Below are 12,432 nucleotides of genomic sequence, written 5' to 3'. Positions count from 1 at the left end.
CAAAAGCAAACCGAAACTACGGCGCAGCTCAGCCGCCCGGTACTCCGGCGGGGCAGTCGGCCCATCAGCATTCATCCACAGCGGACTAGTCACCCTGGATCCTCCTCACCACCATGTGTCCCACCAGCGCCCGGTCACCGTGCCGCTGGCCCACTCCGCCGCCGCGTACCGCAGCGTGTTGCTACCGGGCGCCAGCAGCGGCCAGTCGCCCGTGACATCCGCCCGCCGGGAGTTGGTCGGATCGCCGTTGAGTAGCGCCGTCCGCGCCTCCGTGTCGACGTCCAGCCACTCCCCGGCCGCCAGCGTCAACGCGACCCGCAGCTGCCGCCGGGTGCCGTCCGGCCACTGCACCGTCACCCGAGGCTGCGGCGACGGGCCGGCGAATCGCAGCCGCAGCCCGGCCGGCGCGAGACCAGCGTTGACCGCCGTGGCGATACCAGCCGTCTGCTGCGTGACGAGCCTGAACGGCACCCTGAACGGCACCCGCAGACCGCCGGTATACACCGGAGCGCCCAGCGGTGCGGTGACGCGCTCCGTAGCGCTGTAGATCCGCGGGTCCACGGCGACCGCCGCGCACCGGACCCACATGCGGCCGGCGCCGAGCAGGCTCAAATCCGGCTCCGCCATCCGAGGGCGGACGAAAAGCTGGTACTCGCGGCCACCCTGCCGCCACCGCAGCGGCACGTCCGGCCCGGTCGTGACCGGGGCGAACGCGGCCGCCAGGGCGTGCCGCAGATCTAGCGCCGCGCCGACGTCGTCGCGGCCGGCGTCGACCAGGATCCGCATGGGCACGACCCGCTCGGCGGCCCACTCCGCACCGGACCAGCTCCCGTGCGCCCAGGCCCGGGCCCCGCCCTGATCGGCCCGCACCTGCGACTGCCACGGGTTGGTGTCGTCCGCGATCCGGTACCGGGTTCCGGGCCCCATGACCAGGCCTCGGAGCTCCCACTGACCTTCAGCCAGCGCCGCCATCAGGCCGACGCCCCGTACATCAGCAGCTCACCCTCGATCTGCGCCAAGGAGAAACGCTCACTCCAGGCCTGCACGGTCATCTGCTCCACCGTGATCCCCGCCGCCGTCGACGAACCGCCTGCCGCGGCCGGCCGTGGCGCCGGCTGCATCGCCGCCGTGCCGCGCAGCAGCCCGGCCCGCCACTGCTCGATCGCCTGGTGGCCGCCGGCCGCCCGCACCTCGGCCGCGGTCAGCACGTGCTCCCCGTTGGCGGCCGCGATCAGCCCGCTGTCGACACCCGGCGGGCCCGGCAGGCCCTCAATCCGGCCGCCGCCGGCGAAGCCCTTCAGCTGGGTGCCCTGCCCGATCAGGTGGTAGTCGCCCTTCGCTGTGACCTGCACCGTCACCCGAACCACCCGCCCGTCGAGCCGCTTAAACTCCTCGATCAACGCCTCGGTCCGGCGCTGCGCCTCGTCCGTACTAGCCACCGCGGTGGTCGTCACGATGTCCGGCACGTTGTCGTACGCCCTCGCGTACTCGAGCACCGCCTCCTTCGTCAGACCGGCCTGCAGCGCCTGCTTGACGAACTGGTCGCGCAACTCCGCCGTCTTCGACGTCAGGGTTTCGCTACTGGCCCCGGTCTGGGCGAGGGCGCTGATCTGCTTCATGTGCTCGGCGATCAGCTTCCGGACGTTGTCCCGGTTCGTCAGCGCCGCCTCACTGTTGCCGTCGAGGGCGCCCTTGTTCTTCTTCGCCTCTGTGACCATGCGCTTCATGGCACGCACGGCGGCATCCTGGGCCTCTTCCAGCCCGAACATCCCGTCGAGCATGGTCCGCAGCTGCTTGTCCAGGTCATCGATAGCGCCGGACAGATCCTTGGCCTGATCCGCGGTCAAACCGAGCTTGTCAGCCAGCTGCTGGGTCGCCGGTTCGAGCTTCTCCGTCGCACCACTCGTGCCTTCGGTCGCCTTGGTGAGCCGGTCGTGCAGCTCGCGCGCCCGGTCCAGGTCGCCGCCAAGCTCGCTCATCGCGCGCTGCAGCGCCTTGGCGGCCGTCCTCGATTTCTCCGTCTCGCGGTAGTGACCCTGGTGGCGGACCTTCGCTTCATCGAGCTTCGCGTTGACCCGCTCGACCGCGTCGGCCTCGCCGAGCACAGCGGCGGTGAGGTCGGCCGCCGAGATGCCGAGCTTTTCGGCCTTGTCGATGGCGCCACGCTGGGCCAGCTCGTTGGCGATCCACAGCGCCGTATCTTGCGTTATGGCTCCGGTCTGTTCGTCGAGGGTCTGGGAGAGCTCGCGCGCCCGGCCGCGCGCCTTCGCCTGGGCGACCGCGAATGCGGCGAGAGCGGTGACGGCGACACCGATAGCGATGCCCCACGGGCCGGCGAGGAGGGATCCGACCTTGCCGAGGGCGCCGGTCGTCTTGACGGCGGCCGCCGCCAGCCGACCCTCAGCCATCGCCAGCTGGTCGAGCGCGGTCTTCATCGCCGCGATACGCGGCACCGCGATCATGGCGGCGCCGCCGGTCAGCAGGATGCCAGCCGCCGCCAGCCCGAGCAGCGCGATCAGCGTCTTCACAGGCCCAGGCAAATCAGCAAACACGGCCCCGAGGTTGGCGACCAGGTCGGCCCCCTTGCCGAGAGCCGGCAGGAACGTCTGCCCGAGGTCGATCGCGAACTCGTTCAGGTTGTTCCGGGCGATCGCCATCCGCGCCTCGACCGTCGCGTACCGCCGGTTCGCCGTCTCCAGCAGCGCGACGTTCTCGTCCCAGCCAGCGTTCGCCGTATCCAGCGCCCGGGTCACCAGATCCCCGGCGCCTGCAAGACGCAGCAGCGCGTCCCGCAGCCGGATCTCCGACAGGCCAAGTTTGTTCAGCGTCCCGAAGACGTCGCCACCGGCCTCCTGCATCCGCCCGAGGCCAGCGGTGAACGCGGCGGTCGCCCGGGCGGCGTCCTGCTGCCACGCCTGGCGGAACTGGTCTGCAGACATGCCGGAGACCCGGGCGAACAGTTCCAGCTTGTCGCCGCCGGACCGCACCGCCTGCTCGATGGTGATGAACGCGCGGGAGATCGCCGAACCGCCCGCCTCGGCCTCGACACCAACGGCAGCCAGGGCCGCGGCGAATCCCACCACGTCGGCCTCGGACATGCGCACCGTGCGACCGGCACCGGCGATGCGCAGACCCATCTCCGTGATCTCGGATTCCATCGCCGCGAAATTGTTGCCGAGGGCGACGATGGAGGCACCGAGCCGGTCGACGTCCTCCGGCGCCGTCTGCATGATGTTCATCATTCGGGCGAGCGCGAAAGCGGCTTGCGTGCTGCTCAGGTCGGTGGAGACACCAAGGTCGATCATGACCTTGGTGAACTTGGCGATGTCCTCCTTGGCGACGCCGAGCTGCGCGGCAGCCGCGGCGACGCCGGCGATCTCCTGGTGGGTCTGCGGCAGAACGCGGGCCAGCTGCCGCAGCTGGCCCTCCAGATCGGCCAGCTGCTGCGGGCTGCCAGAGAGGAACCGCGATACGCCCACCCACGCGGTCTCCCAGTCGACCGCCGCCTTCGCGGCCACGACCAGGCCGGCGGCGATCGCCGCACCGCCAGCGAGGAACGCGGCGCCGACCTTGTCCATCGCGGCGTCGACCTTGGCCTGCTCCCGCTCCAGCCGGGCCAGCTCCCGCTCCATCGCTCGCGCTGAGGCCTCGGCGGACTTGAAACCGCGCTCGAACTCCCGAGGATCCGCGGAGAGCCGGTAGCTAAGGTCCTTTTCGCTCACCGCTACCCCCTCCGTCGCAGGCGCACGAATGCGCCGAACCCCAGCCGCTTGTCCTTGATCCGGTCCTGCTCGGCTTGCTTCACCTCGCAGCCGCGGCAGCGGTCCACCACCGCCAGGTACGCGTTCCGGTCACCACCGGCATCCGGCGACCACTCGTCGGAGCGGGTGCCGCAGCCCCGGCACCGGGACTGCTCCCGCGCGTACTGCCAGATCGCCTTGTCCCTGTCGTCCTTGCTCCATGCGAGGAACACGGAGTGCGGGATCTGGTAAGCGCGACTGACGTCCAGCTCAAGGGCTAGTTGCTCGTCCTGATCCAGCCTTTTGGGAGCACCACCGCATCGGTTGCCCGAGCACTGGAGTTGATCGCGAGGCACGCCGCCCACAGGCCGGCGACCTCGCCCGTCGACATCCGCTCGGCGAGCATGTCCGTCCAGTCGTCGGCGGTCATGTCGCTCTCGGCGGTCGCCGCCAGCAGCGCCGGCCGGTACGTGTCGTCGTCCCAGGACGGCCAGTCCGGCGGCTTCTCGCCTCGCTGCTGCGCCTCGTCCCGGTCCGTCTTGGCCTGGGCCATCTGCTTCTGAGTGGGCGGGTGTGCGGCGATCAGCTTTTCGACCGTCACCTCTCCCCGCATTGGCAGAGCGCGGAGAACGATCGTCTCGTAGCAGCCGGCCAGTTCCTCGCCGGCCGCCACCAGCTCCGCCTCGGCGGCGTCCTGGTCCCGGCCGGTGAGGCGGGCCTGCCGGGCGACCACCTGTGCCCGCTCCAGCCGCTCTCGGGCCCGGGCCGCACCGTCCGGGTCGACCAGCAGCGGGTACGGCAGAGACGGGCGGGACCGGCCCAACAGCCGGTCCCGCTGACTCTTCCGGCTCACGCGCCGCCGGCCGCAGGGACTTCGACGCCCTCGCCCCAGCCGTTGATGCTGAAGTCGATCACGACGCGGGCACCCTCGCTGCCGGCGACGTCGACCGTCGGCGTGACCGAGCTGACCTCGACCTCGAACGGCCGCATCGCCTGACCGGCGACGTCTCCGCCGTCGAGGATGCACACGACGCCGCGGTCACCGCGCTTGATGACCTTCCGCACGTCGTCGGTGTCCTCGCTGGCGTAGAAACTGATCTGCGCGTCGCCCGGGTTGACCCGACCGCTGATCCGACCCGTCTTGCGGGTGCCGAGGTCCGGGACGGCCACCCGGTCCGCGGACACCTCCCACCCGCTCATCGCCGCGATCTCCGGCGACAGGTCCTTCGACGTGGTCGCGTCCAGCTCGGTGCGGGTCGGCGCGTTGATATCGGCGACGGTCTTCGCCCAGTAGACCGTGGTCACCTCAGGCGCGATGTACCGCCTAGTGGGCTTCAGGGGCTGCGGTGCCATAGCACTCTCCTTGCTCAGTGGAATCCGTGGCGCCGGGCGGCCTGCTCGACGACCTGCTTGATGTCCTCACGCACCTCGGCGCCATGCGCCTTGGCCGCGGGCTCCAGAAACGGGCGGGTCTTTTGGCTGTACCAGCGGTCCCGGTTGCCGAAGAACGGGTGCCTGAAGGTGGCCGCGCTGCCCATCCGGGCGCTGATGCCCTCGTAGGGGCGAGCGTGCGGCGCCCGTTTGCGGTTCACCCTGACGACCACCCCGGGCTTGGCGCCGTACAGCACCCGTACGCCGATCGCCCCAGGGATCCGCGACGACCAGGACGCGCGTGCCCGGGCGTCCTGGGCGACGCGGTCACCGGTCGCCTTCAGCGCGGGTCGCAGGTCTTTGCGCACATCTCGGGGGATGGCCCTCAGGTCGACGACGACCTGGCCGAATGCGTCCAATCCGACTGCAGGCATGGCCGATCACCCCCTGTGGTGGGTTGAGTGGGGCTTGTAGCGTTCGCGGGCATGGACGACACCAGCGCGCACGCCGAGTCACCTGAGGTGCCGAACGGGGTGTGGGTCCACCCGTCAGGCACCCGGTTCGAGGCCAGTCGGCGCGACGATAGGTGGCACGTCGCCGTCTACTGGGTCCGCAAGGGCGGTAGCCCCCACGCCGAATACGCGTTCGACACCCCGGCTGCAGCGCTCGGCGCGATCGCCGGCATGGAGAGCCAGGGGTACGTCCGCGACCCCGGCCGCGCGCCCGGTGAACCGGAGCCGCAACCGCAACCGCAGTCGCAGTGGACGCCCGCAAGCGTGGCCGGCGCGCTGGTCTTCCTCGTCGTGGTCCTGGTTGTCGGGTTCGCGATCCTCAGCTAGCCGCGGTGCTGCCAGGTCAACGCAAACCGGATCTCGCACACCCGGCCCTCACCGGCCTGCCGCACATCCGACGTCTGCGACATTGCGGCCCGGACGATCCGCGCCGGCAGGCCCGGCTTGACGGCGTCGCCCAGCCGACGGTCCCGGCGCACCAGCTCGGCGATCGCGTCGAACAGCTCGTACGCCTGCCTGCGGGCATCTGCCGCAGCGTTAGCGCCGCCGCAGCGGGCCACGACGATGCACGGCACCTCGACAGACTCGTACTCCTCGCGGGACAGCTCGGCGTACGAGACGAGCACGCTGCTGTCTTCGTCCTCGGGTACCACGCCGAGCGCGATCAGCCGGTCACCCCGCTTGTTGGGCCACCCGTCGGAGACGGGCACCTTCGCAGCCTTGACCGGGCCGAGCGCGCGGATCTCGCGAGCCAGGTAGTCCAGCGCGGCCGGGACGCTGCTGCTCACGGCCGAATCACCTCACCGATCGGAGAGCCGTTCAGGACCGGCCAGACGGATTCCAGCTCGATCGGGCCCGGTGGGTCGAAGTCGAAGACCAACACATCGACAGCCAGCCCGCGCACGGAACGAACAGTGCGGAACAGGACCCGCCCCGGGCCGTCCTCAACCCAGATCCCCTCTTCCCCATTGGCGCGGCGCACCCGCTCGCCGGGGAGCGCGAACTGCACCACCTCGGCAAACGCGAGGCGGGCGATAGTGCGCGTCGGGGAGAGCACGAGAACCCGACGGCCCTCGCGCATGTCCGCCAGGACGCCGGTAGCGGTGTAGCGGTTCACGCGCCCTCCCTGATGTTCGTCACAGCACCACCGGCCCGCGCTGGTCCGGGGCCAATCGTTGGACCACCGTGTTCGGGACGAAGAACCCGAGCCGCAGGTTGCCCTGCAGGCTGGCCTCGAGACCGGCGTTGCCGAAGTCGTCATTCCGGCCGCCATCGAACGCGCTGTAGTTGCCGCCGGCCTGGGGCCTCCAGTTGATCCGGATCAGCTCCAGCGTCGCGTCGATGATGTTCGGCGGCACTACCGTCTTGCCCGCCAGGTAGGTGACCTCGACGTTCCGCAGCCCCGCCGGCCAGCAGCCGTTCCTGTGTGCCAGCAGCCCCGATGGCGACCCCGTGTACTCGCCCGAGTCGACCAGGACGCCGTCGACGCGGACCTCCACCACCTCGAGCACCGGCGGCTTCTCCAGCACGATGTGCCGGCCGCCCCCGGACGCCTTCTCGGTGATCGCGCGGCGGGCGACCACCCCGACAACGTCCTCGACGACCATGGACGCGGAGAGGATGAAGCCGCGCAGTTCCTCGTCGTCCTGGTCGTCGTCGGCCGGAATGTTCAGGTGCCGCTTCGTCTCGGCCAGGCCGACGATCGCCTCGAAACCGTCAGGAATTGCGTGGAACACGTCGACGAACGCGGTTGCCGGGCCGGACGTCGTCCACCGAACCACATGCCGGCCAGGCATCGACGGCACGAAGTCGCAGGAGTAGCGGCCCGCCTCAACCGGCGAATCCACCTCCGGCGCCACCGCGCTGCCGTCGGGCAGGGTCACGGTCAGGGTGACCGAGTCCGCATTCACCAGGTTGCCGGCCGAGTCGCGCACATCCACGCCCAGCGGCACCGTGGCACCCAGGTCGTACGCCATCACACACTCCCTCTCGCAGTCGGCCCGGCCCGCAGCCCAGCCGATGCCCCGGCACCGGTCCGCACCCCCAGCCCGGCCTTGCCACGCAGCACCGGCCGGCCGTCGGCAGCAGTGACCGAGGCCCGCAGCGCCGGCAGCACCCCGACCAGGCTGGCCGATGCGTCGGCCTGACCTGCGATTGCTCCGGTCAGGGCCGGCAGGACGGCGGCGGCCGCGACGTCGGCTACGGCGTCGCCGGCGAACTGCCCGGCCAGCGCGGGCAGCGCCACAGCGAGGTTGCTGCGGCCGTTGGATTCACCGCTGGCGGCTCCGGTGAGCGCCGGCAGGACCGCGGCGATGCTGCCGTGACCGCTGGCCCCGGCGGCGATCGTGGCGGCGAGCGCCGGCAGGGTCGCGGCGAGGGCCGCATCCGTCCCGGTGGCGGCCGCCGACACCGCGACCAGCGCCCCGATCATTGACCCGGTGACGTCGCTGGTGACCTGCTCGCCGCCATACGTGCCAGCCAAGCCGATCAGCCGGGTACCGGCTGCCGCGCGGATGTTCGCATTCGCGGTAGGCCGGCTCGTTGACCACGGGGCCGCCGACGTGTAGGCCACCGCGTCCAGCGCGACGGTCGTGGGGATCGTGCCGCTGCCGACCCGGCAGTGCGCCGCGGCCACCAGCATTGACCCGGCGGCCACCCCCGTCAGCGTCGGCAGGGTCAGCGGGCTGCTGGCGGCGGTGCTCACCGCGACCTGGGCGATGCTGTCGCCGCCCCGCAGCACGACCATCGTCCAGCCGCACGTGATCGCGCCGGACGGCGTCAACGTCGGCGGGGTGTCGCCGGCCTGCAGCTGCCGCACCCAGGCGTACAGCCGGGAGTTGCTGCCCTCGGCGACCGGCCACGTCGGTGCCGGCGGTGCCGGCCAGCCAGCGGACGGGGTAAGCGTCAGTGCGGTGCCGGACGAGTGCCCGAACAGCACGGCATGGTCGCCAGGTTTCCAGTCTGCTGGGAACGCCGTGGCGATCGGTGTGCTGATGGTGCCGGCCCCCGTGGTACCCGAGGTGACGGCGACGACGGTGACCGCCACATCGACCTCCCCGGGTCAGCCAGCGGGCATCGTGACAGTGCCGCCCGTCAGCCGCAGCGCCAGGCCGACGCTGACGGTGGCGGTGTTGAGGGTCAGATCACCGCCACCACCGGTGGCGGTGCATGACCCGTCCATGACGGTCGCGCCGCTGCCGTCCTTGGCCCTCCACCAGCCAGCCGTACCGGCCGCTTCGCCGATCGCCTCCGGCTGCGGGGAGACCGCGAGCGCGGCCGCGCCGCCCGACGCGACCGAGAAGGCCGGCGCGTTGAGCGCGAACGTGGCGAGCAGCGTGCCGGTGGGCGTATCGCCGGCGCTGGCCGGCTGGGCACCGGTGCGGACCTCGATCGTGCCGCCGGACAACCTTGCGGTGATCGCGTCCACCGCCGCATTGCGGGACGCCGCAGGGAGTCGGATGGCCATGGTCTACCTCCTCAAATCGCGGACTCGCGCCGCATCCGCACGCAGGCCGTCCCGTCGCCACCGCTGGTAGGCCCGGTGGTCCCGGGCGTACTGGTCGCGGCCGTTGACCCGCCGATACTGGTCGTCATCTGGTGCCTTGCCGGCGACCGGATGCATGTGCTCGATCAGCACGTCCGGCAGGTACCGAATGCATGCGGCGGCCCGGCCGAGGTCCAGCACCGCGTTGTCGCAGTACAGGTGCTCGACCGGGGCCGGCACCATCCGGCCCAGCGCCTGGACGATGTCGGCGGTCATCGCCCACTGGGTGGGCAGCCGCTCGCCCTGGTAGCCGTCGTCGCCGTACACGATGCCGCTGCCGAGCTGGCGCAGCTCGTCGACGTACCGCTTCGCCCAGCCGGGCGTGCGCGGCAGATGGTCGTCGCCGGCGAACCCCAACGCCGGCAGGCCAGGCACGGCCGCGAGCGTGTCGACGACGGCGGCGTTCAGCTTGTGCACCATCGGCATCCACGCCTCGGCCTGGTAGGTGCCCAGCGTGCCCGGCAACGCCCAGGCGATCTCGGCCATGTAGACGTCATAGGTGGGGTCGTCGCGGTCGACGGCAAACATCAGTTCGGCGCCGTCGTCGTACGCCCCCGTCCGTGTCCACGCCTTCACCATTCGGCCCACCGACTCCGGCCGCCCCCGCGAGGGCACGATCACCAGCAGGTCAGCCATCCGCGCACTCCGGATGCCACGCGAAGTATGGGTGATCCACTACCGGCCGGGCACCGACCGCCTGGAGCCGGTCGGGACGCTGCCACGCGCTCCCCGTCTCCGACCACAGGTAGTGGTACAGCACCCGGGGGATGTACTCCTCCGTGCGCAGAAATCGGCGCACCTGCGCAACCCACACCCGGTCCTCGGCATGGCCACGCCGCGCCTGACGGAAGTCCGCCCGCAGGGCCAGATCGCGGCGGATCGGGTCTAGGTGGGTGACATCGCGGCACAGGCCATTGACCCGGTCCCGGTACCAGCGGCGGTGCCGCAGGCTGTGGTCACAGATCTCTTTCAGCTCACCGTCAACGTGGTACGCGACCTGGTACCCGACATGATCCGGACGGCTGGCCAGGGCCGCAACGATGGCACCGACGAAGTCGCCCACGACCAGGTCGTCGTCATCGACGAAGCTGACGTAGTCGGTGCCCGCGTCCCGCACCAGCGCCTGGCGGATCTCCGGCAGCGACGGGTGCCCGTTGTTCCACCAGGCCAGCACCCGAACCCTGCCGCCGTGCTCGTCGAGCTGCGGCAGCAGCACGTCCAGCAGCCGACGGAACAGGTCAGCGCGCTGACTGATGGTCGGGATCAGGATTGACCAGGTCGACGCGTCACTCACCGACGCTCTCGACGGCGAGGGCCTTGATGATGTCCTCGCGGCTCTTCCCCGCCCACTGCTCCACCGGCGTACCCGTCACCTCGGCCGCGTACCGCCGCCACGCCTCCACCCCGGACCCGGGGCCCGACGTCGGCGGACGCTTCGGCCCGGGCAGCTGCACGTCCCGCAGCTCGCCGGGCGCCGCAGTCGCCTGCTCCACCCCACCCGACTCGACCTGCACCGGCGGATCCGCCACGACCAGGGTTGACTCGGCCTGCTCGTCGACGGCCTCCGTCTCCGGCTCCGCCTCGACCACGTCGTAGTGCACCCGCAGCGGCTCCCACAGCCTCGGGTTGTCCGTCACGATCGGGTGCTCGGCCCGGGCGATCGTCGCACCCCGTCGGATCGGATGCCGACGCCCGTCCATCATCACCACGCCCGACGTGCGGGCCACAACCAGATCACCCACCGGGCGACCTCCTCACATGATCAGTCCGGCCGGCACCCCACCGGTGAGTGCCGGCCGGCACGGGATCAGGAAGCGGGGCCCGCCTTGAGCACCCGGAACGCCTCGGGAACGAGGATCTTGCTGCTGTTACGCCAGCGGGCGTAGATGCCCCGCTGACCGGTCGGCATCCGCCGCGCCGAACCGAAGATGTGCGGCACCAGCTCGACGCTCATGCCCACCCGGTCGACGATCAGGTACTCGCCGAAGTCACCGAACACCAGGTACCGGCCGGTCGGGCGGCCCGACATCCGCGAAGCCTCGGCCACCGGGTAGTCGAGCAGCCGCGGCGGCAGACCGTCACCGATTCGCGTCCACAGGTCCGCGCCGCCAGCGGTGTCGAAGTGGCGGATCAGGTTGTAGATCGACTTGTTGCCGAGCCAGCGGGCGTTGGCCCGCCAGTCCGGGTCCAGGCCGTTGTCGCCGGCCTCCATGTCGTCGAGGACCTCGCTGGTGAACGCCCCACCATCGAGCACCTCCGACTCGGACGGCAGCCCGGCCACGATGCCCTGAGGCTTGTCCCCACCGCCGGCGATCCGCTGCCCGTCGCCGGAGATGAAGGAGGTGGCCTCCTCGTTGTCCTTCGCCCGCTGGAACATCCGCGATAGCTCATTACGCAGCCGCGGCCAGTCGTAGTCGACGTCCATGCTGAACGGCACGAACACGTGCACCGCCGAGGGCCTGACGGTCGGCTGGTCGAACGTGGGCGCCCCGTCGGTGGCCTCTCCGACCTCCGGCGTACGCGTCGCGATCACGCCGTCGCTGGTCAGACCCTGCCACTCCTTGCCGACGATCGGCTCCACGCGGCTGATCTGCCGCAGCGGGTTCGTGCTGCCCCCGTCGGTCAGGATGACCGTCGGGTCGAGCTGGTACGGCACCGCATACCCGCCGTCCGGGTCGGAGCCGAGCGACAGCGCCCGCTGCTCGTCGTGGCTCAGCCCGTTCGTCGACCGCGCGAGCACCGCCTTGCCGAACGCCCGCTCGTACACCGGGCTGCCGGTGGTGATGATCCGCCGGGCCAGGGCACCCCGCGAGTCGTCGACCGTGTCGAGCAGCTCCGTCGCCCGCTCCTGGCAGTGCTCACGCCGCTGCCCCGGGAACGCGCTGCGCTCGATCACCCGTCGGGCGTTGTCGTGGAGCCGGTCCCTGAACTCCTCGTCCGACCCGGACGCGAACCGGGCCGCCGGGATGTCGTAGATCTCGTCGGTGCCGCGCTGCCGCACGAACGCCGGCGTGTCCGTTGCCGCCCGCTCGGTGCTGCGACCGCGCGAGGCGAGGGAGCCGAGCCGCTCCCGCCGGGCACGTAGCTCCGCCACCGTGGCGGCGTGCTCGTCGCGCTCCGAGTTGAGCGAGTTCCATTCGTCGCGGACGTTGTCCGGCATGAGCTCGTCGGCGTACTGCTCGTCCAGCTCCGCCAGGCGCTGGTCGATCTCACCGATGCGCGCCTCGCGGTCCTCCAGGCTGCGGATTTCCTCCGCCATCTTTCT

Annotated in this window: 16 protein-coding genes; 1 reads left to right on the top strand and 15 read right to left on the bottom strand. The window is 71.1% G+C overall.

What is annotated here, in order from left to right; translation table 11 throughout:
* Nucleotides 1-105 precede the first annotated feature (105 nt).
* Genes AB0C02_RS28165 through AB0C02_RS28140 form a run of 6 tightly spaced genes read right to left on the bottom strand, consistent with a single transcriptional unit; the run spans nucleotide 106 to nucleotide 5,530 of the window.
* Nucleotides 106-927 (bottom strand): hypothetical protein, encoded by an 822-nt coding sequence (locus AB0C02_RS28165; protein WP_357551988.1) that lies wholly within the window; start codon nucleotides 925-927, stop codon nucleotides 106-108.
* A gap of 44 nt (nucleotides 928-971) precedes the next feature.
* On the bottom strand, nucleotides 972-3,722 hold the full coding sequence (locus tag AB0C02_RS28160) for a phage tail tape measure protein (protein WP_357551986.1): 2,751 nt from the start codon (nucleotides 3,720-3,722) through the stop codon (nucleotides 972-974).
* Nucleotides 3,723-3,724: 2 nt separating this feature from the next.
* On the bottom strand, nucleotides 3,725-3,973 hold the full coding sequence (locus AB0C02_RS28155; protein WP_357551983.1) for a hypothetical protein: 249 nt from the start codon (nucleotides 3,971-3,973) through the stop codon (nucleotides 3,725-3,727).
* Nucleotides 3,974-4,017: 44 nt separating this feature from the next.
* Nucleotides 4,018-4,593, bottom strand: a complete 576-nt coding sequence (locus tag AB0C02_RS28150) for a hypothetical protein (RefSeq protein WP_357551982.1) — start codon at nucleotides 4,591-4,593, stop codon at nucleotides 4,018-4,020.
* On the bottom strand, nucleotides 4,590-5,093 hold the full coding sequence (locus AB0C02_RS28145; RefSeq protein WP_357551981.1) for a hypothetical protein: 504 nt from the start codon (nucleotides 5,091-5,093) through the stop codon (nucleotides 4,590-4,592). Before AB0C02_RS28145 ends, AB0C02_RS28150 begins: the two co-directional genes overlap by 4 nt.
* Before the next feature lie 14 nt (nucleotides 5,094-5,107).
* Nucleotides 5,108-5,530, bottom strand: coding sequence for a hypothetical protein (locus tag AB0C02_RS28140; RefSeq protein WP_357551979.1), 423 nt, complete (start codon nucleotides 5,528-5,530; stop codon nucleotides 5,108-5,110).
* A gap of 66 nt (nucleotides 5,531-5,596) precedes the next feature.
* Between AB0C02_RS28140 and AB0C02_RS28135 the strand changes: the two genes are divergently transcribed.
* Nucleotides 5,597-5,950 carry a hypothetical protein gene (locus tag AB0C02_RS28135; RefSeq protein ID WP_357551977.1) on the top strand — a complete coding sequence of 118 codons (354 nt, stop codon included), beginning with the start codon at nucleotides 5,597-5,599 and terminating at the stop codon, nucleotides 5,948-5,950.
* On the opposite strand, the gene AB0C02_RS28130 is transcribed toward AB0C02_RS28135, so the two are convergent.
* The 9 genes from AB0C02_RS28130 to AB0C02_RS28090 all read right to left on the bottom strand — a co-directional run bounded on the left by AB0C02_RS28130 (nucleotide 5,947) and on the right by AB0C02_RS28090 (nucleotide 12,426).
* Entirely contained in the window at nucleotides 5,947-6,411 is a 465-nt protein-coding gene (locus AB0C02_RS28130) for a hypothetical protein (RefSeq protein WP_357551975.1), read from the bottom strand. The two genes, AB0C02_RS28135 and AB0C02_RS28130, sit on opposite strands and share 4 nt — an antisense overlap.
* Nucleotides 6,408-6,740: a hypothetical protein gene (locus AB0C02_RS28125; RefSeq protein WP_357551973.1), complete on the bottom strand. Its 333-nt coding sequence runs from the start codon at nucleotides 6,738-6,740 to the stop codon at nucleotides 6,408-6,410. Before AB0C02_RS28125 ends, AB0C02_RS28130 begins: the two co-directional genes overlap by 4 nt.
* 19 nt (nucleotides 6,741-6,759) lie before the next feature.
* Nucleotides 6,760-7,599 carry a hypothetical protein gene (locus AB0C02_RS28120; RefSeq protein ID WP_357551971.1) on the bottom strand — a complete coding sequence of 280 codons (840 nt, stop codon included), beginning with the start codon at nucleotides 7,597-7,599 and terminating at the stop codon, nucleotides 6,760-6,762.
* Nucleotides 7,599-8,669 carry a hypothetical protein gene (locus AB0C02_RS28115; RefSeq protein ID WP_357551970.1) on the bottom strand — a complete coding sequence of 357 codons (1,071 nt, stop codon included), beginning with the start codon at nucleotides 8,667-8,669 and terminating at the stop codon, nucleotides 7,599-7,601. The genes AB0C02_RS28120 and AB0C02_RS28115 overlap by 1 nt, the downstream gene beginning before the upstream one ends.
* Before the next feature lie 15 nt (nucleotides 8,670-8,684).
* Nucleotides 8,685-9,089 carry a hypothetical protein gene (locus AB0C02_RS28110; protein ID WP_357551969.1) on the bottom strand — a complete coding sequence of 135 codons (405 nt, stop codon included), beginning with the start codon at nucleotides 9,087-9,089 and terminating at the stop codon, nucleotides 8,685-8,687.
* Between the two features lie 3 nt (nucleotides 9,090-9,092).
* Nucleotides 9,093-9,803 carry a hypothetical protein gene (locus AB0C02_RS28105; protein WP_357551968.1) on the bottom strand — a complete coding sequence of 237 codons (711 nt, stop codon included), beginning with the start codon at nucleotides 9,801-9,803 and terminating at the stop codon, nucleotides 9,093-9,095.
* A complete protein-coding gene (locus AB0C02_RS28100; RefSeq protein ID WP_357551967.1) occupies nucleotides 9,796-10,461 on the bottom strand; it encodes a hypothetical protein in 666 nt (221 codons plus the stop codon). Before AB0C02_RS28100 ends, AB0C02_RS28105 begins: the two co-directional genes overlap by 8 nt.
* The gene (locus tag AB0C02_RS28095) at nucleotides 10,454-10,909 is read right to left on the bottom strand and encodes a hypothetical protein (protein ID WP_357551966.1); all 456 of its coding nucleotides are present in this window, start codon (nucleotides 10,907-10,909) and stop codon (nucleotides 10,454-10,456) included. The genes AB0C02_RS28100 and AB0C02_RS28095 overlap by 8 nt, the downstream gene beginning before the upstream one ends.
* 65 nt (nucleotides 10,910-10,974) lie before the next feature.
* Nucleotides 10,975-12,426, bottom strand: a complete 1,452-nt coding sequence (locus tag AB0C02_RS28090) for a phage major capsid protein (RefSeq protein ID WP_357551964.1) — start codon at nucleotides 12,424-12,426, stop codon at nucleotides 10,975-10,977.
* Between the last annotated feature and the right edge of the window lie 6 nt (nucleotides 12,427-12,432).

This window comes from Micromonospora sp. NPDC048999 (assembly GCF_040649295.1).
Lineage (GTDB): Bacteria > Actinomycetota > Actinomycetes > Mycobacteriales > Micromonosporaceae > Micromonospora.
The sequence above is the reverse complement of the archived record's forward strand: the minus strand, read 5'-3'. Positions and strand labels throughout refer to the sequence as shown.

Coding starts and splice junctions, on each gene's coding strand:
- AB0C02_RS28165 (WP_357551988.1), bottom strand. CDS start 927: ATGGGGCCCGGAACCCGGTACCGGATCGCGGACGACACCAACCCGTGG.
- AB0C02_RS28145 (WP_357551981.1), bottom strand. CDS start 5,093: ATGGCACCGCAGCCCCTGAAGCCCACTAGGCGGTACATCGCGCCTGAG.
- AB0C02_RS28135 (WP_357551977.1), top strand. CDS start 5,597: ATGGACGACACCAGCGCGCACGCCGAGTCACCTGAGGTGCCGAACGGG.
- AB0C02_RS28120 (WP_357551971.1), bottom strand. CDS start 7,599: ATGGCGTACGACCTGGGTGCCACGGTGCCGCTGGGCGTGGATGTGCGC.
- AB0C02_RS28110 (WP_357551969.1), bottom strand. CDS start 9,089: ATGGCCATCCGACTCCCTGCGGCGTCCCGCAATGCGGCGGTGGACGCG.
- AB0C02_RS28105 (WP_357551968.1), bottom strand. CDS start 9,803: ATGGCTGACCTGCTGGTGATCGTGCCCTCGCGGGGGCGGCCGGAGTCG.
- AB0C02_RS28090 (WP_357551964.1), bottom strand. CDS start 12,426: ATGGCGGAGGAAATCCGCAGCCTGGAGGACCGCGAGGCGCGCATCGGT.